Annotated in this window: 24 protein-coding genes; 11 read left to right on the plus strand and 13 right to left on the minus strand. The window is 42.4% G+C overall.

Translation table 11 applies throughout. The annotated features are described in order from the left end of the window. Positions 1-8: 8 nt before the first annotated feature. Complete coding sequence (locus KA713_07460) at positions 9-1,232, plus strand: glycoside hydrolase family 1 protein (protein UXE68402.1); 1,224 nt, start codon at positions 9-11, stop codon at positions 1,230-1,232. Here the strand turns inward: KA713_07460 and KA713_07465 are convergent. The 3 genes from KA713_07465 to KA713_07475 all read right to left on the minus strand — a co-directional run bounded on the left by KA713_07465 (position 1,229) and on the right by KA713_07475 (position 3,948). Further along, entirely contained in the window at positions 1,229-1,885 is a 657-nt protein-coding gene (locus KA713_07465; GenBank protein ID UXE68403.1) for an OmpA family protein, read from the minus strand. The two genes, KA713_07460 and KA713_07465, sit on opposite strands and share 4 nt — an antisense overlap. Before the next feature lie 277 nt (positions 1,886-2,162). Beyond that, entirely contained in the window at positions 2,163-2,951 is a 789-nt protein-coding gene (locus KA713_07470; GenBank protein UXE68404.1) for an agmatinase family protein, read from the minus strand. A gap of 85 nt (positions 2,952-3,036) precedes the next feature. Further along, complete coding sequence (locus tag KA713_07475; protein ID UXE68405.1) at positions 3,037-3,948, minus strand: ABC transporter ATP-binding protein; 912 nt, start codon at positions 3,946-3,948, stop codon at positions 3,037-3,039. 167 nt (positions 3,949-4,115) lie between these two features. Between KA713_07475 and KA713_07480 the strand changes: the two genes are divergently transcribed. The 6 genes from KA713_07480 (at position 4,116) to KA713_07505 (ending at position 8,785) form a co-directional block, all read left to right on the plus strand. After that, on the plus strand, positions 4,116-5,765 hold the full coding sequence (locus tag KA713_07480) for an ABC-F family ATP-binding cassette domain-containing protein (GenBank protein UXE68406.1): 1,650 nt from the start codon (positions 4,116-4,118) through the stop codon (positions 5,763-5,765). 15 nt (positions 5,766-5,780) lie between these two features. Further along, complete coding sequence (locus tag KA713_07485) at positions 5,781-6,737, plus strand: M20/M25/M40 family metallo-hydrolase (GenBank protein UXE68407.1); 957 nt, start codon at positions 5,781-5,783, stop codon at positions 6,735-6,737. A gap of 111 nt (positions 6,738-6,848) precedes the next feature. Continuing rightward, positions 6,849-7,799: an SPFH domain-containing protein gene (locus KA713_07490; GenBank protein ID UXE68408.1), complete on the plus strand. Its 951-nt coding sequence runs from the start codon at positions 6,849-6,851 to the stop codon at positions 7,797-7,799. 47 nt (positions 7,800-7,846) lie between these two features. After that, positions 7,847-8,137, plus strand: a complete 291-nt coding sequence (locus tag KA713_07495) for a hypothetical protein (GenBank protein UXE68409.1) — start codon at positions 7,847-7,849, stop codon at positions 8,135-8,137. Between the two features lie 11 nt (positions 8,138-8,148). Then, complete coding sequence (locus tag KA713_07500; protein ID UXE68410.1) at positions 8,149-8,631, plus strand: nucleotidyl transferase AbiEii/AbiGii toxin family protein; 483 nt, start codon at positions 8,149-8,151, stop codon at positions 8,629-8,631. Then, the gene (locus KA713_07505) at positions 8,624-8,785 is read left to right on the plus strand and encodes a hypothetical protein (protein UXE68411.1); all 162 of its coding nucleotides are present in this window, start codon (positions 8,624-8,626) and stop codon (positions 8,783-8,785) included. The genes KA713_07500 and KA713_07505 overlap by 8 nt, the downstream gene beginning before the upstream one ends. 7 nt (positions 8,786-8,792) lie before the next feature. Here the strand turns inward: KA713_07505 and KA713_07510 are convergent, their stop codons facing one another. Both KA713_07510 and KA713_07515 read right to left on the minus strand, forming a co-directional pair. Beyond that, positions 8,793-11,855: a glycoside hydrolase gene (locus tag KA713_07510; GenBank protein ID UXE68412.1), complete on the minus strand. Its 3,063-nt coding sequence runs from the start codon at positions 11,853-11,855 to the stop codon at positions 8,793-8,795. 78 nt (positions 11,856-11,933) lie between these two features. After that, the gene (locus tag KA713_07515) at positions 11,934-13,055 is read right to left on the minus strand and encodes an acyltransferase family protein (protein UXE68413.1); all 1,122 of its coding nucleotides are present in this window, start codon (positions 13,053-13,055) and stop codon (positions 11,934-11,936) included. Between the two features lie 81 nt (positions 13,056-13,136). Between KA713_07515 and KA713_07520 the strand changes: the two genes are divergently transcribed. Next, a complete protein-coding gene (locus KA713_07520; protein UXE68414.1) occupies positions 13,137-13,634 on the plus strand; it encodes a hypothetical protein in 498 nt (165 codons plus the stop codon). 22 nt (positions 13,635-13,656) lie between these two features. Here KA713_07520 and KA713_07525 read toward each other — a convergent pair whose 3' ends face one another. Both KA713_07525 and KA713_07530 read right to left on the minus strand, forming a co-directional pair. Further along, complete coding sequence (locus tag KA713_07525) at positions 13,657-15,276, minus strand: S8 family peptidase (protein ID UXE68415.1); 1,620 nt, start codon at positions 15,274-15,276, stop codon at positions 13,657-13,659. A 1-nt stretch (position 15,277) separates the two neighbouring features. Then, entirely contained in the window at positions 15,278-16,045 is a 768-nt protein-coding gene (locus KA713_07530; GenBank protein ID UXE68416.1) for a hypothetical protein, read from the minus strand. A gap of 35 nt (positions 16,046-16,080) precedes the next feature. On the opposite strand from KA713_07530, the gene KA713_07535 reads away from it, so the two are divergent. Both KA713_07535 and KA713_07540 read left to right on the plus strand, forming a co-directional pair. Then, positions 16,081-16,641, plus strand: a complete 561-nt coding sequence (locus tag KA713_07535) for a hypothetical protein (GenBank protein UXE68417.1) — start codon at positions 16,081-16,083, stop codon at positions 16,639-16,641. 131 nt (positions 16,642-16,772) lie between these two features. After that, on the plus strand, positions 16,773-17,111 hold the full coding sequence (locus tag KA713_07540; GenBank protein UXE68418.1) for a hypothetical protein: 339 nt from the start codon (positions 16,773-16,775) through the stop codon (positions 17,109-17,111). Positions 17,112-17,223: 112 nt separating this feature from the next. On the opposite strand, the gene KA713_07545 is transcribed toward KA713_07540, so the two are convergent. Together KA713_07545 and KA713_07550 are read right to left on the minus strand one after the other, a co-directional pair. Then, entirely contained in the window at positions 17,224-18,447 is a 1,224-nt protein-coding gene (locus tag KA713_07545; GenBank protein UXE68419.1) for a DEAD/DEAH box helicase, read from the minus strand. 69 nt (positions 18,448-18,516) lie between these two features. Next, positions 18,517-18,711: a cold shock domain-containing protein gene (locus KA713_07550; protein ID UXE69071.1), complete on the minus strand. Its 195-nt coding sequence runs from the start codon at positions 18,709-18,711 to the stop codon at positions 18,517-18,519. Positions 18,712-18,827: 116 nt separating this feature from the next. On the opposite strand from KA713_07550, the gene KA713_07555 reads away from it, so the two are divergent. After that, positions 18,828-19,865, plus strand: a complete 1,038-nt coding sequence (locus tag KA713_07555; protein ID UXE68420.1) for a glycosyl hydrolase 53 family protein — start codon at positions 18,828-18,830, stop codon at positions 19,863-19,865. 1 nt (position 19,866) lies between these two features. On the opposite strand, the gene KA713_07560 is transcribed toward KA713_07555, so the two are convergent. The 4 genes from KA713_07560 to KA713_07575 all read right to left on the minus strand — a co-directional run bounded on the left by KA713_07560 (position 19,867) and on the right by KA713_07575 (position 24,489). Further along, a complete protein-coding gene (locus tag KA713_07560; GenBank protein UXE68421.1) occupies positions 19,867-21,012 on the minus strand; it encodes a serine hydrolase in 1,146 nt (381 codons plus the stop codon). A 48-nt stretch (positions 21,013-21,060) separates the two neighbouring features. Further along, positions 21,061-22,014, minus strand: coding sequence for a transglutaminase family protein (locus KA713_07565; GenBank protein UXE68422.1), 954 nt, complete (start codon positions 22,012-22,014; stop codon positions 21,061-21,063). Between the two features lie 14 nt (positions 22,015-22,028). Continuing rightward, positions 22,029-22,943, minus strand: a complete 915-nt coding sequence (locus KA713_07570) for an alpha-E domain-containing protein (protein UXE68423.1) — start codon at positions 22,941-22,943, stop codon at positions 22,029-22,031. A gap of 97 nt (positions 22,944-23,040) precedes the next feature. After that, positions 23,041-24,489: a circularly permuted type 2 ATP-grasp protein gene (locus KA713_07575; protein UXE68424.1), complete on the minus strand. Its 1,449-nt coding sequence runs from the start codon at positions 24,487-24,489 to the stop codon at positions 23,041-23,043. Positions 24,490-24,551: the final 62 nt, after the last annotated feature.

The raw sequence follows: 24,551 nt of genomic DNA on the forward strand, positions 1-24,551 counted from the left end.
ATTTTCCTATGCAATACCTCTTCCCCAAAGATTTTATGTTTGGAACCAGCACGGCTGCCGCGCAAATTGAAACTCCGTTTGAGCACGATTGGCAGGGCGTAAAGGCAAAGGACGGCTCTGTATTTGATCGAACCACCGACCACGAACTTCGGTTGAAAGAAGATGCCAAAATCATTGCCTCACTGGCTCCTTACTATCGGATGGGCTTGCAATGGAGCAAATTGCAACGCGAGCCGATGGGGAATTTTGACGGTGAATCGGTGCGCGAGTACACTGCATTTTTAGATGACTTGCTCAAGCGGAATGTAAAAATCATGATGGTGCTGCACCATTTTACCAATCCCAAATGGTTTGCTGCCCTTGGCGGATGGGAGAAAGAAGAAAACGCACATTATTGGGTTGACTTTGCCATAAAAGTGGTGGACACTTTTGGAAAGTACGTAAGCCATTGGAACACCTTCAATGAACCCAACGTGTATGCAAGCTTTGGCTGGATCACGGGCGATTTTCCTCCTTTTAAAAACAACCCGGTTTTGGCTGCCAAAGTGGTGAAAAACATGGGCAAAGCACACGATGAGGTGTACGATTACATCAAACAAAAATTTCCGCACCAACCGATTGGCATTTCGCTAAATACGGTGGTATTTCACCCTGAAAATATGTTGGGTTGGTTTCCGGCCCGTTTGGGCGATTGGTGGTTTATGGAATGGGTGCCGCAACACTTTGAAAAAGCAGATTTTTTTGGGATGAGCTACTACGCTCGTCTGCCGCACGATCCGTTGCCCATTACTGGCATTGATCACCAAGAAAAATTGAAAGCAATGGGTAGGCGGCATGACGATATGTGGGAGTATTATCCAGAAGGTTTGCGTATTTGTATGGATCGCTATTGGAAGAAATACAAAAAGCCCATCATCATTACCGAAAATGGAGTAGCCGATGAAAGTGATTCATTGCGCCAACACGCCATTGCAGATTACGCGAAAATTATTCACCAAGCCCTGCAAGATGGCATTGATGTGCAAGGTTATTTTTGGTGGAGCACATGGGATAACTTTGAGTGGCATTTAGGGCCAGCGATGAAATTCGGATTGTATACTTGTGATTGGGAAACAAAAGAACGGAAGCCCAAAGCAAGCGCCAAAATTTATGCTAAGCTGGCACACCTAAGAATGTTAGAAACCGTTGATGAAGAAATTAGCGATCCTGTAGCAGAAGGTGCGATTAGCTAATCCTTCAACACCCGCATCTCCACTCTCCGATTCAATGCTCTGGCATCTTCGGTTTTTTCATTGCTGACTGGTTGTGCACCACCAAAAGCCTTTGTTTTGATTCTATCTTTTGAGATTCCTTTTGAGACTAAATATTTTTTTACTGCTTCCACACGGTCTTCAGATAATTCAAAGTTCTTTTGCGCATTGCCAATGTTATCGGTGTGGCCTTCCAATTGAATGACCACTTTGGTATTTTCTTTCATCATGGCCACCAGTTCATCTAACCCATCGTACGATTTTGGGTTGATAACTGCTCGACCCATTTCAAAAATCAGATGCTCCAAGCGAATAGCACGACCTGTGGAGGTCAATTGAATATCGCGTTTGATGATGCCATTGACCGCTTCTTTCGGAGCAATAATTACGGTGCGTGGAATGTACCCTTCTGCTTCGGCTGTTATTTGATATTTGGATGAACCAAAGATAGCAAATGAAAAAGTGCTGTCGTTGAAATTACCGGTAATGCCACCCGTAGGATAGCTTTTGAATTTGATTTTTGCTTTGATGGCTTTGCTTCCAAGGGCATCAACTACATTGCCTTGCACGGTAATTTCTTGCGCATACGTTTTTAACAAGCCAAATAAACAGAAAGCAAAAAGGAGTTTTTTCATAGGGCAAAAGTAGGGGAATCTCTTCAGTTCCTTTTTTATTTTCAAAGTGCGCACTTAGCAGCAGCAATGGCCTTCTGTGCCTTGCCATTTTGTAAAAGCTTTGCCAATATTGGTCATGCTGCCTTTCCGGCCATTTATAGTGATTAGGATGAAGAATTGAGTTCATACAACAAAACGATTTCCTTAAAACTAGGATTTTTGGAGAGAAATTGTTTTGATTAGTTTAATCAATGATGAAATTGTAAGTCATAAAACAGAATAGGTTGAAGAAAATCACTCAGCACATCTTTACCAAAATCTCTTTCATCAACTTATACCCTACCATGGCCGTCATGTTGTTGATGTCACGTGCAGGATTGTACTCAACTATATCTGCCCCTATTAAATTCGGTAACCACTGGATAATGTGGAGTACTTGACGGGTGGATAACCCACCAGGCTCATGGTGCGAAACACCTGGCGCATAGGCCGGGTCTAAGGCATCCATATCAAATGAAAGATACAAAGGCGATGGAAGGTCTTTCAAAAAATCAAACGAAAAGTCTTTCATCTCCACTACTTTTACGCAATAGCGTTTCGCTTGCTCTCGCTGGTGGGAATTAAAGGTTCGGATGCCAACTTGGGTAAGCGAAGCAATTTTTCGGGTCTCCATCAATCGTGCAAAAGGTGATGCGTGCGAGTATGGGTTATTTTCAAAGTTCTCGTACAGATCAGGATGCGCATCAATGTGCAAGATGTGAATGGGTTGATGTTTTTCAGCATACGCTTCAATGATTGGAAACGACACGGAATGGTCGCCACCCAAACATAAAACTTTACTGTCATCACGAAGCTCTTGGTGGATTCTATTTTTTATTGCCTGATAAACAGCTTTCGGAGATAGATCGGGGAAGCCAATGTTGCCGATGTCTTGATACAGTTCTCCCGAGCGAACATCTACACCGCTCTCGCAAAATGTGTTGGCAGAACCTTCTGCTTCCATCTGCCGAATACGCGCAGGCGCTTGACCTGGACCTTTCAAGTAAGACGAGTTGCCATCGAATGGAATACCGAGGAGTTTTATCATAAGCTAGATGCTGGATGCTGGATATTAGTTGCTAGATGCCTTGCTCATATCGAGTATCAAGAAACCAGCATCTAGTATCCAGTATCTAATTTTTAGTTTCAACTTTTACTTTATCACCAATTTGTAAATTCACAGATTGAGTGTAAATCAATATTACATCATCTCCCTTTTTCACACTCACCAAAGCATAGCTGCCCATCCACGAAATGTTCATCACAGTGCCCTTTCCATTCTTATCCTTTTTGATTTTCCATTCTTCGGGCCTGGTAATGGTTTTGGATTTTCCGTGAACCGAATAATCACCCAAGAGCGCAGCCACGTATTCAGACTTAGGTTTATTATAAATTTCAAACGGCAATCCTTTTTGAACAACCTTTCCATTTTTGAGCACCATCATCCAATCTGCCCAGGGCAAGGTATCCGATGGATCGTGCGAAACAAGAATAATGGTGATTGACAGTTTTTGCTCGATTTCAGCCAGCACCTCTTTCAGTGTTTGCTTCATAATGCGATCGAGATTGGAGAAGGGTTCGTCCAACAACAATAAAGTTGGTTTTGAAATCAGCAACCTACACAAGGCTATTCGTTGTCTCTCACCACCCGATAATTCATTGGTCTTTCGCGTAAGTAAATGCTGGATGCGACAAAAGCGAAACAAATTTTGGGCTTGGTTTTTCGAAAGGTGATTGGCATACTCCAATACTTGCTCCACACGAAGAAACTTAGGCAACTCAAAATACTGTGGTAAATACGCTATCCGAGGATGGCCCGCTACCAATAATTGAGCAGGCCCTTTTACAATCTCTTCATTCAACGTTACTGTTCCACCATCGGCATCTTCCAAGCCAGCAATGATTTTGAGCAATGTACTTTTTCCAGAACCTGTCTCACCCACCAAAGCAATCCGCTGGCCAATAGATTGGGTAAAACCAATGCCTTTTAATTGGAAGCTACCGAGGCCTTTTTTCGAAACATTGTTAACGTCTAACATTGGCATACCAAATTAACAGGTAGCAAAATACGTAAAAGGGAAATAACCTTAACGCACCATTCTTGAGAATCAACCAAATCCAGAATACTAGAAAACGAAAAGGCATTTTATCGCGAAGATGAACTCTTTATTATACAATCATAGTTATATCTTTGCGGCTTATTTTTTTGATTATGATTTCTGTTGACAATGTGGCCGTGGAGTTTAGCGGTACTGTACTGTTTAGTGACATTACTTTTAACATTAACGAAGATGACCGTATCGCTTTAATGGGCAAAAACGGAGCTGGTAAATCGACTTTGCTTAAAATATTAGCGGGTGCCAACAAGCCCACCCGTGGCAAGGTATCGGCACCCAAAGATTCGGTAATTGCATACTTGCCCCAGCATTTGCTAACCGATGATAATTGCACCGTATTTGAAGAAGCTAGCAAGGCCTTCAGTAAGGTGCTGAACATGAAGGCCCAGATCGATGACCTGAACAAGCAATTGGAAACACGTACCGACTACGAATCAGACGAATATTCAAAAATCATTGAACAGGTTTCAGAGCTCAGTGAGAAGTATTATTCCATTGAAGAAATCAACTACGATGCAGAAGTTGAAAAGACATTGATGGGCATGGGATTTTTACGCAGCGATTTTACACGATCAACAAGCGAGTTTAGTGGGGGTTGGCGTATGCGCATTGAGTTGGTTAAAATACTTTTACAAAAACCAGACTTGATTTTGTTGGATGAGCCTACCAACCATCTAGACATTGAATCGGTGCAGTGGCTGGAAGAATTTTTGAAGACCAATGCAAAAGCGGTAATTGTAATCAGTCACGATAAAGCTTTTGTGGATAACCTCACCAACCGCACCATTGAGGTGACGATGGGCAGGATTTACGATTACAAAACCAATTACTCACATTACCTGCAACTCCGCAAAGAAAGACGTGAGCAGCAACAAAAACATTTTGAAGATCAGCAGAAAGAAATTGCAGATATCACCGCATTCATCGAACGTTTCAAAGGTACGTACTCAAAAACACTACAAGTTCAATCTCGCGTAAAGATGCTGGAGAAAATCGAGATCATTCAAGTGGATGAGGTGGATACATCATCATTGAATTTGAAGTTTCCGCCCGCTCCGCGCTCGGGCAACTACCCTGTCATTGCAACTGACTTAGGCAAAAGTTATGGTGACCATGTGGTTTTTAAAAATGCTTCCGTCACTATTGCGCGTGGCGAAAAGGTTGCCTTGGTGGGAAAGAATGGCGAAGGTAAATCCACTTTTGTGAAAGCGATTATGGGCGAGATTGATTTTGATGGACAGATGCAATTGGGGCATAATTCCATGATTGGCTACTTTGCGCAAAACCAAGCCTCACTGTTGGATGAAGACTACACCGTATTTGAAACCATTGACAAAATTGCCTTTGGTGATGTGCGTACAAAAATCAAAGACATACTCGGTGCGTTTATGTTTGGTGGCGAGGCCATCGACAAAAAAGTGAAAATGCTGTCGGGCGGTGAGCGTACACGGTTGGCAATGATTAAATTATTATTACAACCAGTGAATTTGCTGATTCTTGATGAGCCTACCAATCACTTGGACATTCGCACGAAAGACATTTTGAAAGATGCGCTGAAAGCATTTGATGGAACACTGATTTTGGTCTCTCACGATCGCGACTTCTTAGATGGGTTGGCCACCAAAGTATTTGAATTCGGTAACCAACGCATCCGCGAACACTTTGAAGACATCAACGGATTTTTGCGAAACAAAAAGATGGAGAATTTGCGGGAGATTGAACGAAAGACCGCCATTGCCAATTAACCCATTTCTTTAACTATGAATCGATCTAAGTTTATTGTTTTAGCAACGCTACTTCTAGTTGGTTGCAAAAGTGCCAAAATTCCAAGCTCAACGTTCGCACAGCCCATCGAGGTAAAAAATGTTATACCGCTTTCTGAAACAAAAGAAATTCTGACCACGCTATCGTCTGATGAAATGGAAGGTAGGGAATTTGGTACGGCCGGAATGGAAAAAGCAGCCGCATGGGTGGAAGACTATATGAAAAAAGCAGGCATCAAGCCCTTTTTCTCTTATAGTTATCAAGATACCGTGACTATAAATGGAAGAAAGACGGCCAATGTGGTCGGGTTGATTGGTTCAAGAGATGACACAAAGGAATATATACTTTTAGGTGCCCATTTAGATCACATTGGCAAAGCAGCCAGCGGACCTGATCTAATTTACAATGGCGCAAATGACGATGCCAGTGGTGTAACCGCTGTTTTGCAAATTGCTCAACAACTTCAAAAAAATCGTCCTGAGGCGAACGTAATTGTTGCGCTGTTTACTGCCGAAGAGAGTGGCTTGCTCGGATCTGCCTATTTAGCAAAAAGACTTAAGGGACTTCAAGTAAAGATAAAGTACATGTTAAATTTTGAAATGATCGGCAAAGCCATGACCATTGGCGCTAATAAAGTTTACATTACTGGTTATAATAAATCGAACTTGGCTGCCGTCATGAATGAGTTAGCCGGAAACACCTTTGCCACTTACTTGCCGGAGGAAAATCAATATCAATTATTTATGAGGTCTGACAACTACTCATTTTATGAAATCTACAAAGTGCCTTGTCACACCATTTCCACTTTTGATTTTAAGAATTACCCCTATTACCACGAACTGAAAGACGAAGCCAGCCAACTGGACATCGAACACATGAATAAAATCATTAATCTTTCTACTACGATAATTGAGAAAATGATCGAATCCAATAAAGAAATAAAAATGAAATAAGAAGCTTTCATTTAAAGGTAACCTGCTTTAGCGAAAATTTAGTTGATTTATATTCTGTAACTTTTGACCCTCATCTTCGCTAACTTCGTATAAAACAAGAAAAAAATATCCATGCAAACAGAAATCATTATCATTCTCGTTCTTTTTGTAGCGTTCATTAGTTTATTTACCGCATTTGTAACGGTCAAGCAAGGCAACATGGCGGTTGTAACGGTTTTTGGGAAATACCAGCGCGTCATGCGCCCTGGGTTAAACATGAAAATCCCATTCATTGAAGTAATTCACTCGCGTGTATCGGTTCAAAACCGTTCAGTGGAGTTAGAATTTCAGGCCACCACCCAAGATCAAGCCAATGTGAATTTTAAAGCCATGTTGTTGTTCTCTGTGCTGAACCAAAATGAGGAGACCATTAAAAACGTGGCCTTCAAATTTATGGATGAACAAAGTTTTATGACAGCCCTGGTGCGCACCATTGAGGGTTCAATCCGTAGTTTTGTAGCCACTAAAAAGCAACCTGAGATTCTTTCCTTACGAACGGAAATTGTGTTGGAGGTTAAACAACAGCTCGATCAAACTTTAGAAGGTTGGGGATACCACTTGATTGACTTACAATTGAACGACATCGCCTTTGATGAAACCATTATGAAATCGATGGCAAAAGTAGTGGCCTCAAATAACTTGAAAGCGGCTGCAGAAAATGAAGGGCAAGCACTGTTGATTACCAAGACGAAAGGTGCGGAAGCAGATGGTAATGCCATCAAAATTGCAGCAGAGGCAGAGCGCATTGCCGCTCAATTGCGTGGTCAAGGCGTGGCACTCTTCCGCGAGGAAGTAGCCAAAGGTATGTCGCAGGCAGCCAAAGAAATGGAAATTGCAAAATTGGATTCTTCATTCATTTTGTTTTCAATGTGGACAGAGGCCATCCGTCATTTTGCTGAACATGGTAAAGGCAACACTATCTTTTTAGATGGCTCGCCCGACAACATGAAGCGAACAATGCAGGAGTTAATGTCGGTATCCAAAGGTCCTTCCATCGTTGCAGAAAAGGAAGCCAAAAAGTAAATGATTTTAACTTATGTAACTTAGCTGCCAGTTAAGTTTAAGGCAACATGATTGAAACTGCGAATGGAAAGATAAATCTAGCCAAAGAATTATTTTGGGATATTCCTGAAAAGAATATACCTCTCGCCTTAAATCGGTCTTCAGAGTGGGTAGTGGTACGTGTTTTTGAATATGGAACACTGGAAGAAATTGCTGAGATAATCAAATTTTACGGTAAGGAAAAAATAAAAGAATTGCTCTTGAAGTCTAATTTAAGACCGATGGCCAAGGCAATGTCAAGGCTTTTTTTAGACGTTGAGATTCCTGCGAACGAAGAACGGTCATTGTTTTATCGGTAGGTCTCTACTTCATGTTACACAAAGAAACGATAACACCTGAATTGCTGGAAGCTTTGCAATCCTTAATGTCTATGGATGAATTGGCCGCGTTTCAGTTGGTGGGTGGCACTGCCATTGCTTTACAGCTTGGCCATAGAAAATCAATAGACATCGATTTGTTTTCAAACAATAAAGTCGATCTAAGATTAATAAGTCGTTCGCTTAAAGATAAATTTCATGAGCTAACGAATATTACGCTGACTCAAACGAACGTTGGAGCATTCATCAAAGGTGTTCGTGTTGATATTTATGACGATTGGTTGATTCCTTTCAGAAAACCAGCATTCGTGGAAGAAGGTGTTCGTCTTTCGGCACTAGAAGATTTAGCAGCGTTCAAGTTAAGTGATATTACAGGGAGAAGAGAAGAGAAAAGAAGGATATACTTTCTGTTCAAACGTATTGGAGGAGACAAAATGCTTTCAAGCTTTCAAAAGCTACGAACCATTGTTGTCTGACAAATCACTTTTATTTGCGTTGGCCGAAGTGGATACGGCACGAGATAACCCGACACCCATGCCCGAAATGTTGATAGACGTAAACTGGGAAGAAATTAGAGAATTGATTACATACGAATGTAGAGACTATTTGAAAAAACTATCCAAAAATTAAATTTAAGCTAGGGATTCTTTTCCGGAACCAACTTTGAAAAATCTTGCTTAATCTCTAGCGCTCTTGTCTTTAACGCATTGATAGCTTCCAACATCTGGGCTGTAGGCTTTGCATCTGCCCCTTGCAATACCGCCAAAATGTAAAGCAACTTCTCTTGCAAGGAGACAAGTGTCTCTTTTTCGCGGGTGGAAGCATAGATACTGCCATACAGCACATCCGGGTTTTCAGGGTCGCCCGTTCCGCGTTGAGCAATAACAGCTTCCCTCTCCCCTTTCTTCCACTTATACTTCGAATTAGTCAACCTTACGTCAATCCGCTCACGAAGCGTTTGCAGGTCATGGTAGAGTTTATATACTTCCATCGATTTATCTGTATTTAGTTTCAAGTCAACTTCTGAAATCACCACACGTGGATCTAAGCGCACATTTATTTTTTGCTCTTGCGACTTGCCATCTACCGTCAAACGAACCGCGTACGTTCCGGGATGTACTAATGGGCCTGCAGGACTGCTAGTTGTATTTTTATAAACAGCAGCAATGGAAAACTGCCGATCCGCTCCTTGTGGAGGCGCATAGCGCAAATCCCACACAAACCGATGATGGCCTTGACCGTTTGAAAGTATTTGTGATGACCGAATCCAATAAGTAGGATGTGGCATCTTCAGCGAATCGAGATGCTCGGGTTTATCATTGCTGGTATATCTTCTAATTTTATTTCCTTTCTCATCTAAAATCTCTAATACAATTTCCTTCGCGGGATTGGAAATAAAGTAATCAATGGTAGCACCGTCAGAAGGGTTTTTACCGGTGGCTTCATCGGGTGGAATGGGTGTATCCGAAAACATATTGAACCGCACGCGTGTTGCAGTCGAAGTTGGAAAAAGAAAATCTTGGTTTAATTGAGTGACCTTGGCCATCGCGCGCAAAGGCGCGATGTTATCCATCACCCAAATAGAGCGGCCATGTGTGCCCACCACCAAATCATCTTCATGAATCACCAAATCGCGAATGGAAGTAGCCGGCATATTCATTCGGAGCGGTTGCCAATTCTCTCCTTCATTTACGGAGAAGAAGACTTCACGTTCCGTTCCTGCAAAAAGTAAACCTGCTTGCTTCGGGTCTTCTCGCACCACATTCACAGGTGCATTCGGTGAAATTCCATTTACGATTTCTTTCCAAGTAGCTCCTCCATCATGCGTTTTATAAATATGAGGGCGCAAATCATCCTTGCGAAAAGCATTCACCGAAAGGTAAGCTGTGTTCTCGTCAAAATGTCCGGCATCCAATTGCGAGATTTTATCCCAAGAAGTTAAAGATGCTGGAGTAACCTCTTTCCAGTTTTTGCCGCCATCGCGTGTTACATGCACCAATCCATCGTCTGTGCCAGCCCAAATGATGTTGGCATTTTTTGGTGAACCACTAACAGAATAAATCACCCCACGCTGTGGCATCGTATTCAAACTTTCTGTTTTGAAATCTCCAATATTGTTGGGCACAGCAGGTTGTTTGCGCGTCAAATCTGGACTAATGATTTCCCACTTCTCCCCTCCTGTTTTTGTTTTCCATAAAACATTTGTAGCGAACAACAACATCTCGTTATCGGCAGGATGAAACAACAAAGGAAGCGTGCGAACCATTCTGTATTGACCGGAGCGTAGTGCTTCCGGAGCAACACTTTGTGTCTGTCCTGTTTTCTTGTTGAACTTGGTAACACGGCCTCCATAGATAATGTCAGCATTTTTGGGGTCAGCCGCCACATACGCATATTCATCGGCACCTACACCCATCCAATCGCGCATTGAAATTTGCCCTCCATTGCCTCGGCTCGCAATTCCTATCGCACCACTCTCTTGCTGGCCTCCATACACCCAATAAGGAAATTGATTGTCGGTGCTGATGTGATACAACTGGGCAGTTGGCTGGTTTAACCAACTGCTCCACGATTTACCTCCATTGACGGTGACAACGGCTCCTTGGTCGGCTGCAAACAACATGATGTCCGGCTGCAATGGATTTATCCAAATGCGGTGATAATCATCACCACCTGGTGCGCCCTTAAAACTCGTCCAGGTTTTTCCTCCATCAGTGCTTCTATACGCGGCAGTGTTTGCAACAAATACAACATCAGGGTTTTCAGGGTGAACACGTATTTCGGCAAAGTCGCCACCACGGCCCCACAATCTTCTATCGGTGCTTACACGAACCCAATTCTCGCCACCATCTTCACTTCTATAAATGCCACCATTTTCTTTTGAATCTACGGTAGCAAAAACAATTTTAGAGTTGCTAGGCGCGATGCCAAAACCAATGCGGCCTAATCCCTGCTCGGCAGTTGGCAATCCCTTTCCGATTTTATTCCACGTAGTTCCCCCATCGATTGATTTGTACAAGCCATTGTTTTTGCCTAAGAAAGAACCGTTCTCCCATGGGCCTTCACGATGTTCCCATAAATCGGTGATAATTGTAGTTGGATTACCGGGGTCAAATTCTATTTCGATTGCCCCTGTGTTGTGATTGATGTACAAAACTTTTTCCCACGATTGGCCACCATCGCGCGATCGAAAAACCCCACGTTCTTCATTTGCTCCATACGGATGCCCAAGTACCGCAGCAAACACAATATCCGGATTGGTGGGGTGCACAATCACCCGGCCAATCTGTTGGGCATCTTTTAAACCGATGTGATTCCATGTTTGTCCACCATCCACGGATTTATACATACCATCTCCTACGGATAAATCAGGACGATGAAGGCCTTCTCCCGTGCCAACATAAAGGATGTTGGGATTGGAAGGAGAGACCGCCACATCGCCTACAGAACCGGTAGGGGCAGAATCAAAAATTGGTTTCCATGTTCTTCCGTAGTCGGTGGTTTTCCAAACTCCGCCATTGTTAACTCCCATAAAAAATACGTTGGGCTGCGTGGGAATTCCCACTGCACCCACCGTGCGCCCCGCCCGAAACGGGCCGATGCATCTGTATTGAAGTTCTTGGTAAAAAGATGGGTCAATGGACTGACTAATGGCGGCAAGGGAAGCCACCATAAAGAAAACAACTAGATACTTACGCATAGCATGAATTTTGAAACAGTTTAGTGGAATAAATTGATAATCGCAATGATTGGTTTATAAAGGGTTTTGAAAGAATTTCTAAAGACCTCTTCCGCCTGTCAAAAGTGAATACGTTTTTGGGGACACCGATCTCAACGCTGCACCAAGCCCGATGCAACCGAGAATAACAAGCAAAGGCAGTAACATAAAAGTAATCAATCGATAGCCATACATAAAATCCAACCAATCAAACATGCCATTGATAAGAATGGCCACCAGTGGCGCGTACACTGCGTAAATGATAAACGAAAAACCACTGAGCCAAATCCACCACCTTTTGTTCATAAGGAACGAAACAATTTTATCCAGACCAAACCAGCACGCGATCAATCCACTTGCGATGGTAAGTTTATGCAATAGGGTAATGATTGGGTAGGTTGAACTTCCGATAATACCCACTCCATTGAAAGCCAGATAGGTTTTAATGCCTGCGGCCATCAAGAATACAACTACCCAAATTTTGGGCTGAAGAAAAGCCGAAGGTTTCTCAATATTGAAATTCGACTTTTGCATCCACACACCTAATGAAAAAAAGAGCAAGCCCTCTCCTTCCACAAACACCAGCCCAAACGTTGAAAGCCAAAGTAGGATGGCGATTGCAAAGAAAACGACTTTGGCTTTTGGGTTTACTACACACCAACGAATGCCCACGTAGGCCGCATTATAAAAAAACAACACACGAATAAACCAAAGTTGGTACGCCACTGGAAAAAATATCCATCGTGCCATTACTTCATACCATTTGTAATCATGTACCAACATCCGCTTGTCATCAATTTGTACGATGTGCGAGCTAATCACGAGTTCCTTTGTTGGTGGGAATAATTCGAATGCGTACACCAAGGCTAAAGCGAAAGCACTCCAAAGCAGATAGGGCAACAACAACGTCTTCGCTCGTTTACGGATGCGTTGCCCATGGGGCTGACCATCGTGCAGTGCAAATAGGTAACCTGAAATGATGAATAACATCGGGATGCGAAAGCGCAACAATCCATTGGAAAGAAAATATTCAGCAAATGATGTGACCGTGAGGGATTCATCAGGAGTTGTCCATGGTTGGAGATACCGTTGCTCTAAATTGTAACCATGCACAAACACCAATAACAGCATGGACACAAACGACCAAAACTTAAATTTCTGACTAAGGAATGGTGACAGCATGTTTGAAAGATAGTAAATAGCTTGGTAGCTCAAAAGCTATTCTTGAAGCAAATCCATACCTTGCATTTGTAAACGGTAGGTATGAAAAAAGTCCTTTTGATTATTTTGCTGGGTAGCTCTGTTTCCATGTCCGCTCAAACTTTGTTTCCTGAAAAATGTATTGGCGTTTGGCAAGGCATGATGCATATCTATAATCAAGGCATCATCCGCGATAGCGTAAAAGTAAAATTTACAGTAGCCAAAACGGCAGAAGCAAATGCTTGGACGTGGAAGATGGAATACTTGTCAGAAAAAATGCCGATGGTTAAAGACTATGTTTTAAAACTAAAGGACAAAGAAAAAGGTATTTATTCTACCGATGAAGGCGGTGGATTGGAGTTGATGGATTACCAATTTGGCAACAAACTTTATTCCGTGTTTGAAGTAAGTGGAGTATTGCTTACTGCCAGTTATGAATGGATAGATAAAAGTAACTTAGTGTTTGAAGTTACTTCAGGTAAGAAGGGAGAATCTCCCGTTAAGGATATAACTAACTTTTCTGTTGCCAATGTGCAGCGGGTGGTAATGCGAAAGCAATAAACCAGAGACATTCTGCATTAAATCAATTGCTCTTCACAACCTTAGTCGTATAGTTCCCCTTGCTGCTTTTGATTTCCAAAATGTAAACACCCGTTGGTTGATTAGAAAAATCTAAGGTCAACGGAATTTTTGACCAAGTTATGGCATCGGAGTAAGAAAATACCACTCTACCTAATAAATCATACAAAACGATGGAAGCGTCAGCAATCGGCTCTTTAAATGAAATCGTCAATTGATAGTTTGTGCTGCTGGAAACCGGATTAGGATAAACCGCTAGATAGTCCGTTTGCCGAATGGTCTTCAATGAATTCACTGCGCCTTCAAAATTTGGGATGCCGTACCCTTTATTGTTGTCAGGTGCGAATGATTGGTCACCAGATTTAATAATCGCATCTCTTATCTCTTGCGATGTTAAACTAGGGTACGCTTGCACCAAACCCGCAGCTAAGCAAGCAACCAATGGGCTGGCCAACGATGTTCCGCTAGCCGTTCCGATGCTACCCGTGGGCGTAACCACTACGGTACCCGATCCAAATGCGACTACGTCTGGTTTAATTCGATTATCTGCAGATGGACCAAAGGAACTAAAGCTACTTCTACTACCGGTTGTAGTAACAGATCCAATGGCTAACACTCCGTTTACATCCGCGGGGGCGGTAATGTATTTCCAAGCTCTTGCTCCCTCGTTGCCAGCACTGCAAACTACAATCATCCCTTTTTCGGTTGCCTTCTTGGCAGCTACACTCACCACCGTTTTGCTTCCATTCATATCAGCATAGGAGTAGTCCATGGAGGTTTGATCGAAAGTGTTATACCCCAACGATGAATTGATCACATCTACACCCGCGCTATCTGCCTTTTCCGCAGCAAACACCCAGTTGTATTCTTCTATACGGTACTCGGTTGATACATCTTCCGTTAAGTATAAAAAGAAATTCGCTTTGTAAACACCACCCACAAAGGTATTTGGGACATAGCCTGCCATCACAGAAAAAACCTCCGTTCCATGATCATCAGTGGAATAAACATTCTTTGTGTTGGTAATAAAATTAAAGGTTGCTTTGATTCTACCATCCGTGAATAAATGCTGAAAAGGACTAGCCGTATTCACCCCGATCCAGCCGCTATCAAATTGAGCGATGTTGATATTTTCACCTCGATAGCCCAACGCTTGCATTTTATCAAGTGCAATTTGACCAAGCTGAAATTCAGTGGCATTGGTAGAGGCTGCTTGCTGCGTACTTTCCTCTCTTTCTTTAGAGGCTATTCTTCCCCCTTGTAATTTAACATTGGGCGCCACCAACTCTGACTTGCTTACAAAAGGCAACGCGTTGATGATGGAGATAGTTGCAGCATCTGTTTGTACCAACACCCCATTCCGCCACTTGGAGGTAAAAAAAGTTTTTGCTCCTGTCGCTTTTACTTGCTGAACGTAGGTAGCGTTCACGGGCAGGTCCTCTTCAACAATCGATATATTTTGTTTCTGCCTGCGGGCAATACTTTGAGCTGATAAAAATGCAGATGGATTACTAACCGTAAAAGTGGTATTGACTTTATCTTTAAAAAAGACAAAGTAGCGATTGGTTTGCGACCAACAGGTGGTGAAAAAGAAAGCGAAGAGAATACTTATTGTTATTCTCATATCAGTTTTTGCCAAACTCCTTTAGTGTTTGCTTATAGATAGAACCTTGTTGTGTCTTGTTTTGTGCATAGCAGGGCAGTTGCGAATTAGAAAAATAGGTAAGGAGGTACGATTCCCTGTACACCAATCCAACATTGAATGCGTAGACTTCACTTCTTGTATCTCTGTATAGAATATTTTTCTGTTCATCATTTTGGATAACCGTTACAGTTTGCTCAAACGCTTGACCTTTTGTGCTTGTGAATGGTTGGTCCGTCAATGTAAGTTTGTACTGATCTTCCACTTTTCCGTTCAACTGAGTTTCGTTGTTGAAGAGATTGCCGTTCCATTGCAAACCATCGAAGACTGGAAAAATCAATTTCACATACGGCACGTTGCTTTCATTATTGATTGCTTGAGATTTTACAATTTTTGACGTCCATGTGGCCACCGGATTCCAAACTTGGCTACTTGTCATGCGCGTTGATCGCAGCATCTTGTAGGAATACCCTCCTTCCGGATTGGGGAATGAATCGGTTACCGAAACGAGCAATTCATATTTTGAATTAATTTCACCATTGTCATTACAATTCAGTCGAAGGATGGAAGTTTCTTCCACATCGTAAATCCAATACTTGCCAACCTGCAATGGAAAATACAATTGATCGGAAGGAGTGACGTTGTTCTCCGAACCACAAGCACAAGCAATGATGAGCCCAATGATCATCAACCTTTTACTAACCAGCGTACTCTTATTTGTCAAATGGCTTGCTAATTTCCTCTCAAACATAAGCCAAAGTTATTTTTTCTTTTTGATATTTGGGCATGGCATTAAAGACTACCGTTGTGGTTGGCAACATCACCAACCTAAGTGACGCCCGCTACTGCGCAGGCATGGGCGTAGATTACCTATGTTTTCCCGCCCATCGGATTAATCCAAAAACCTTTGAAGAGATAACCGGTTGGGTCAGCGGCCCAACGTTTGTGTTGGACGTTTCACAAGTGGGCGACATCAAAGCCACCTTGGAACAATACAACACCGATCATATCCTTCTCACCACCCACCAACTGGAATTTTTACCTATTCTCAGAGGAAAAAAGCTGATCATGCGATTGGATTCTAGTTTGATAAACTTGAATTTTCATAGGGAAAACCTGCCGAAAGAAATTCTATTCCTATTAGCAGAGGAGAGCCAAATCGCTGATTTCTCGAGGGAAAAGGGCTTTTCTACCCTTGTAAAAGTACAAGAAGCATCTTCCCTTGAAAGTTTGCTTCAGCAAAAAATAGCTGGCATTTGGCTAGACGGCAGCGATGAAGACAGGCCCGGTTTAAAAGATTATTCCACACTTGAAGTAGTACTTGAACAGCTCGAAACAGAGGTGTAATTGCTACCCTATTTTCCCTATGAAAAAACGATTTTTTGCATAATGAAATAATACTATATATTCGCACTAGTTTATCGTTCATGCCAAGTGGCACGATAGGATAAATAAACCACTAATACATTCAAAACGCTATGGCAAAAAAAGCGAAGAAAGCTGCTAAAAAAGCAGTGAAAAAAGCAGTGAAAAAAGTAGCTAAGAAGGCTGCTAAGAAATCTGCAAGAAAACCGAACGCAGCCTTTATGGCCGCACTTACACCTAGTGCAACACTAGCTGTAGTAATCGGGAGCAAACCAGTACCCAGAACAGAGATGATCAAAAAAATCTGGGATTACATCAAGAAAAATAAATTACAAGACAGCAAGAACAGAAGAATGATTAATGCTGATGCAAAGTTGAAGGATTTATTTGCAGGCAAAACTCAGGTTTCAATGTTTGATCTTGCAAAGATTGTAAGCAAACACGTGAAGTAAGAAAACTTATTTCAAAAAAAAGGCTTTGCCACATGGTGAAGCCTTTTTTGTTTTACACCTAATTTCAGAAGCAATCAAGCACCACTTAAAAGTCAAAACTTACCTGCTCAAATCATTTAATGCTTCTGGGTTTACCAAATTGGTTCTTTTTTCTAAATGGTTTTTTAAAACTTTTCTCCCGTCTTGTCTCGGGTGTGTAGGCAGGTGCTTCCCCTAATTCAGCAGGAACGATTATTTTTTCAACGTCCTTCCCAATCATGCTTTCAATTCTAAAAAACTTGCGCTGATCATTCGGGTTAATAAATGTAATGGCCGTGCCCGTAGTAGCCGCACGGGCCGTTCTTCCAATCCGATGAATGTAATCTTCTGGATCGGGCGGTACATCAAAATTGATTACCAAGCTAATCCCCTCCACATCAATTCCGCGAGACAATACATCTGTTCCGATCAAAATTGAAAGTTGTTTGTTTTTGAATTCCCTTAAAATGCTTTCGCGCTCTACTTGTTCCAAATCGGAATGAATGGCTTTTGCTTGAATACCAATCTTCTGCAGAGAGCGATCTAATTTTTTTACGTTCTCTTTGGTCGAAGCGAAAATAAGAGCGCTCGCGTATTTGTCGTCTTTGAGAATATGCTTGATCAGTTTTTCTTTCTGTTCATCATACACTGAATATGCTTGTTGCAAAATTCCCTCTGCAGGTTTAGAAATGGCTATGTTTATCTCCACAGGATCTTTCAAAATACGATTGGCCAAGGCCCGTATTTTAGGAGGCATGGTGGCCGAAAACAAAAGGGTTTGCCTTTTTTCAGGCAGGTACTTAATGATGCTAACAATGTCTTCATAAAAGCCCATGTCCAGCATGCGATCTGCTTCGTCCAAAACCAAATGCTCTACTTGGTCTAGCTTAATAACCCCCGAAGCCAATTGCGCAATCAACCTTCCTGGGGTAGCAATGATAATATCAACGCCAGCCTCTAAGGCTCGCTTTTGTTGATCCCAAATAGCGCCATCGCCACCACCGTAAACCGGTATTGAACTAACGCCTAGGAAGTAGGCAAAGCCTTCGATCTGTTGATCGATTTGCTGCGCCAACTCGCGCGTTGGTGCAATGACCAACGTATTTAGGTGCCTATTTTCTGTTTGGATGATATTGTTCAAAATAGGAAGAAGGTAGGCGGCCGTTTTCCCCGTACCGGTTTGGGCACAGGCAATCAGATCGCGCTTTTGAAGAATCGTTGGGATTGCTTGCTCTTGAATGGGCGTAGGTTGATTATAGCCCATGGATAAGAGGCCATCTACCAACCTCGCGTCAAAGTTAAATTCAGAAAATGTCAAAAGTGTATTTGTTTAGTCATAAAAAAGCCCTGACGGTTGGTCAGGGCTTTTATGTGAAGTGATTGGATATTATTTGGCTAACTTAACGTCAACCGCATTTAAACCTTTTCTGCCTTCTTTCAGGTCAAATGTGATTTCATCGTTCTCGCGAACTTTGTCGATTAAACCTGTTGCGTGGACAAAGTACTCTTGTCCTGTTGATGTTTCTCTTACAAAGCCAAAACCTTTCGCTTCGTTAAAGAATTTTACTGTTCCTTCTTTCATTTTTTTTGTGATAATTTTTGATAAATAATCCGCAAAGATAACGGAATAAACTTTATTCCAAACTTTTTGTTTCACAGCTTGATTAGCCTGAACTTTACCTAAAATCTACAGACAAGATGAAATCAAAAGCGCTGTTACTTTTAATTTTTTATTTATCAGTTAATTGTTCATCTTCCACCAATACACCAATTGAGTCAAATCAATCACCTCTCGTATTCGCTAAAGGCGCTGACATTGGATGGATTACTGAAATGGAAGCGGCAGGGGTAAAATTTTATGACAAGGAGGGCACGCAACAAGAGTGTATAAAACTTTTAAAAGATAAAGGTATCAACTCCATTCGACTACGAGCTTGGGTTAATCCTGCAAAAGGCTGGAACAATACTAAAGATGTCGTGGTAAAGTCGATTCGGGCCAAAAATGCTGGCATGCGATTAATGATTGATTTCCACTATAGTGATGACTGGGCAGACCCTGGAAAACAATTTGTACCATCTGCATGGTCAAAAATGTCTTATACTGACATGAGGACTGCATTGTACAACTATACAAAAGGGGTGATGGATACACTAAAGCTAAATGGCATTACACCCGAATGGGTACAAGTTGGTAATGAAACCAACGATGGAATGATGTGGGAAATAGGTCGTGCTTCCAAATCGATGGCAAATTTTGCGAGCCTTGTAAAATCCGGTTATGATGCTGTAAAATCAGTTAGCCCCGATACACAAGTAATTGTTCACCTTTCAAATGGTTATAACAATAGCTTGTTCCGTTGGATGTTTGACGGACTTAAAACCAATGGGGCAAAATGGGACATCATTGGAATGTCTCTCTATCCCACGTGGGCACCTGAAGGGCTATCTGGTTGGGCAACTGTTAACAATAACTGTTTAATCAACATGAACGATATGGTTGCCCGATACGGTACTCCGGTAATGGTGGTAGAGGTGGGCATGCCGGCCGATCAACCAGCCATGGCAAACGCATTTTTGAAAGACATTATTAGCAAAACCAAAAGCATAAAAGATAATAAAGGTCTGGGTGTTTTCTATTGGGAACCTCAGTGCTATGCAAAGTGGCAAGGCTATGGATTGGGGGCATTTGACGATTCCGGAAAACCGACAGTGGCGATGGATGCTTTTTTAGACTAATTTACTTTTCAATCGCGGCCGTTACCCGCTTCACTAACTCCCCTATTTTACCCGAGTCGAGCCACCTCGCCACGATCACTAAATCATGCTCTTGGTCTACAACAATATAGTTGCCACCAAAGCCATCGGCATAGAAGATTTTTTTTGAAACATTGCCCAAGTTATTTTGCTCATTGGTCCACCACATAAAGCCATAGGATGGATTTGGCGCAGAAGGCTGCTGAGCCGCTTTTACCCATCGCTCGGAAATTATTTGTTGGTTTTTCCATTTACCCTTTCGGGCGAACAATAAACCAAAGCGAGCGTGGTCTAACGTATTTATGAAAAGCCCGCCTCCAAAATGACCGCCACCGCTTACGGATTGCATCATTTGGCCATCCACATTCACAAATGAATTATCATATCCATGCCATCGCCAAGTGGTAGACGCTCCAATGGGATCCATAATTTTTTCTTTCACCACCAGCGGCAAAGGCTTGCGCCAGACTTGCAACAGCGAATAGGCTAAAAGATTTACACGAACATCGTTGTACTCAAATTGGGTTCCTGGCTCTACCAATCTTCTGTTCTTCCAATCATCAATACTTCCCTGCTTGGGTGGACGATCAGCCCAATCACAAAAGTCAAACAAGCAACCCGACCAGTCGCTGGATTGTGTGAGCAAATGACTCCAGGTAATTTTACTATTGTGTTCCCCTTCAAATTTCTCGTCTGTCACGTAGTCCACCACGCGGTCATCTACTTTTCGGATCAATCGTTGATCATACGCTAATCCAGCCACCGTTGACAAATAACTTTTGGTAACACTAAAGGTCATGTCCACGCGATTGACATCGCCCCATTGCGCCACGATGTAACCATTTTTAATAATGACACCTGCTGGTTTGCCGCGATGTTTGAATGGGCCAAAGAATTTATAACCAGGCTCGGCAGCATAGGCTTTTAAAGTGGCAATACGCAAATCCTTTTCCACTTTGCTTTCGTTGCGGATCGCAAACTGAACAGCGCTATCCAAAAGCACAGCGTTCAATTTTAATTCCATGGGCTTCTTGGTTAACCAAATGGTGTCAGGATAATAGAGTTGAGCGCTGGAAGAAAAACAGAGACTCACCAAAGCGAAAGAAAATAATAATCGAATTGACTTCATTTCTTAAGTAATTAAAATGACCAAGGGCAGAAAAATTCACTACCAAGATTACTGTTGCTGTTGCTGTCTTTGTTTGTAGATTTCATAAGTCTCCGAAATAACTTTCTTAAAATGCAACTTTTGCTCAGTTGTAATTTCTTTTGGCGCTAGTTGCACTTCGGTGAAAGCTCTAGAGCTAAATTGTACCGTCACCTCCAGCAGATGTTCTATCGAACCTTTGTATGTCCCTTTCACCGGAGTACAATCTAAAAAGCTTCTGCCAACAGTCAAGCGCACATGTCTTTCACCGGCTAAACAATTATTGGTAGGGTCGATGCCTACCCAACCCACATCGGGAAGCCATGCTTCGGCCCACGCATGCGTAGCACCTTCTCCTCTCCACTCGCTATTGCCTGGACAAATATAACCACTTACATAGCGGCAAGGCACTCCGCGTAAGCGCATCATGTACAAAAGCAAATGTGCAAAATCTTGGCAAACACCAGCGCGTAATTTCCAAATTTCATCAATTCCGGTTTCGATGGTGGTAACGCCCTTTTTGTACTCAAAATTTTTAAAAATGTACTCCGAAAGTCGATGCAGCTCATCAAAAGGATGCTCGCTCGAATTTAAATGGGTGGCCTCCTCAATCGAAGACTGGTGCAACGTAGACTCTGCAAACAAATAGTCGTGCCACTTGGTTTGTAATTGGCTGCTTCTCAACTCGGTCCAAGCAACTGCTGCTGATTGATGAGGCAGAACTGCCTGCTCTGTCATTTCAACTTTGCAGAAACTTTCTATTGATAGTTCACGATGTGGCTTTACAAGGGTGAAAAAGCCGGTGGTATTTTCAAAGTAATCTTGAAAAATATGAATCGCTGGATCTTCTGAAACAACCAGTTGATGCTCCACCACGTGCTGATGCGCATCTTGTAGTGGAAATAATTTTACCTGATTGGCAGAATCAACGACCCAATGTGGATAATGGTAATGGGTGCGATGATGAATGTAGTGAACACGCATGAAGGGAGATGCAATTACAAATAGCCAAAATAAAGGCTGCCGAGGCGCTTATTCAAATACAATAATTTGGCGCGAAGATCTGGGATTAATTTTTCGATAATCACCAACGGATTTTGATGTTGATATTCTTCTACCGACAGGTTGATCTGTTTTATCAGCTCGTTGATTTCATCAAAGTATTCAGGTTTTGATACGGCACTTAACCGCTGAAAATACCGACCTGTTTGCGCCAAGGCATAAGCTGCCGAATGCGGAAATTGCATATTGAACAATACCTGATGAATCACCTCTTCCACTTGCAAGGCATTTTTGTAATACTTCGTGTGAAATTCATATCCCGACAAGGCGTACAAAAGATATTTCCAATGAATTCCTTCTTGCTCGGCTTTCGCCATTTGCATTCTTTTGAATTCTAGGATATCCAAACACATCAGGCATCGTTCAATATATTTTCCTAAGTTCAAAAATGTATAGCCCTCACCCCTGTTCATGGTAACGTCTACTGTGCCATAGAAAATAATGCTTTCGCGCAGCAGTAAGTCAAAAGCGGTAACAGGATCTTGCGAAGAAATAAATTTCTCCGTTTGCGGATCACGAATCCGATGATAAAAATCGTTCAGCGACTGCCACAACTCTTTGGTGATGTAATCTTGCACCGAACGCGCATTTTCGCGTACGCGGACAATATTATTAAATACCGAATAGTCGTGTTCTCTACTCACCACTAAATAATGCAATGCATCCCTGTATTTGGCCACTTTTGCTCGATGTTCTGGGTCACCAAATTGATCGCACAACAATTGCCAATTGTAGTCAAGCAACTCGTCCTGAGAAGCTATATAATCTGTGCGGAGCAGGCGGAGTACGTTGTCGCTACGCTCTAAATAGCGCGCCATCCAAAAAACAGAATCTGCAACACGGCTTAGCATGAATTAATTTAAGATTTTAGATTTAAGATGCGAGATTTAAGAACCAGATCGATACAAACTAAAAAAAAATCTAACATCATACATCGCACATCTAACATTACGAACCTAACACCCACGTATCTTTACTTCCACCACCTTGCGATGAATTCACTACCAAAGATCCTTGTCTCAAGGCTACGCGCGTCAATCCACCTGGAACAATTTCAATTCCGGCTGGGCCATACAGCGCAAATGGCCGTAAGTCAACATGGCGCGGTTGAATTTGGTTATTGATAAAACACGGAACAGACGAAAGTTGAATCATCGGCTGCGCAATAAAGTTTCTTGGATTTTTTTCAACCTCCAATTTGTACTCTGCTATTTCTTGATCACTGGCCGAATGCCCCATCAACATTCCATATCCCCCACTCCCATTTGTTTTTTTGATCACCATTTTCCGAACATCGCCAAACACTAAATTAAAGTGGTCGGGATTCTCCATATAGTAAGTAGGTACAGTTTTCAAAATCGGCTCTTCGTTCAGGTAATACTTGATCATTTGCGGCACAAACGTGTACACCGCTTTATCATCGGCCACCCCATTGCCCGGAGCATTGATGATGGCCACGTTGCCTTTGCAATACGCATAGTACAAACCCGAAACGCCCAGCATGCTGGTTGGATTAAAAACGAGTGGATCTAAAAATTCATCGTCCACACGTCTGTAAATTACATCCACCTGCTTCAAGCCCGAAGTGGTTTTCATATACACTTTGGCATCGTCTACCACCAAATCACGACCTTCCACCAGCTCCACGCCCATCAACCGCGCTAACGTGGTGTGCTCAAAATAAGCAGAGTTATAGATACCGGGTGTCAACAGTACTACGGTTGGATTGCTGGTTTGCCTATCAGAAAGTGAGATCAAATTCTTCAGCAGCAAGTCAGGATAATCTTTGACGGAACGAACGTTGTTTTGCGGCAACAGGCCAGGAAAAACGCGATACGTCATGCTGCGATTCTCCAACATGTACGACACACCCGATGGTGTGCGCAAGTTATCTTCCAATACATAAAACGACCCATTGCTGTCGCGGATGAGATCGATGCCTGAAATGTGCGTGTAAATATCGTAGGGCACATTCACGTTCACCATCTCCTTCAAAAAGTTGGGGCAATTGTGAATGAGTTCAGTAGGAATTATGCCGTCTTTTAAAATGGCCTGCTCGTGGTAAACGTCTTTCAAAAATAAGTTAAGCGCTTTCAATCGTTGCTTGATGCCTACCTCGATATGAGCCCACTCCGATGCCGTGATGATCCGTGGGATAATATCGAATGGAAATATTTTCTCAATGCCTTCACCATCGCTGTAAACGGTAAATGTGATGCCTTGGCTCATGAAAAGTTTTCGGGCAAGCTCATCTTTACGGGCAAGGTCCGTTATTGACGACTTTTTTAAACTGTCTAAGAAAATCTGGTAATGCTCGCGAATGACTTCATCCGCCAACATTTCGTCCCATGTGTTAGGGCTTGGGTGATAGGCAGATAGTAGATTGGCGTTAGGCATTGCTTAAAGATACAAAGCAGACAGAAAGATGCAAGAGCAAGAGCAAAAAAAACTAAAAGTTG

The sequence above is a fragment of the Chryseotalea sp. WA131a genome, assembly GCA_025370075.1.
Classification (GTDB): domain Bacteria; phylum Bacteroidota; class Bacteroidia; order Cytophagales; family Cyclobacteriaceae; genus ELB16-189.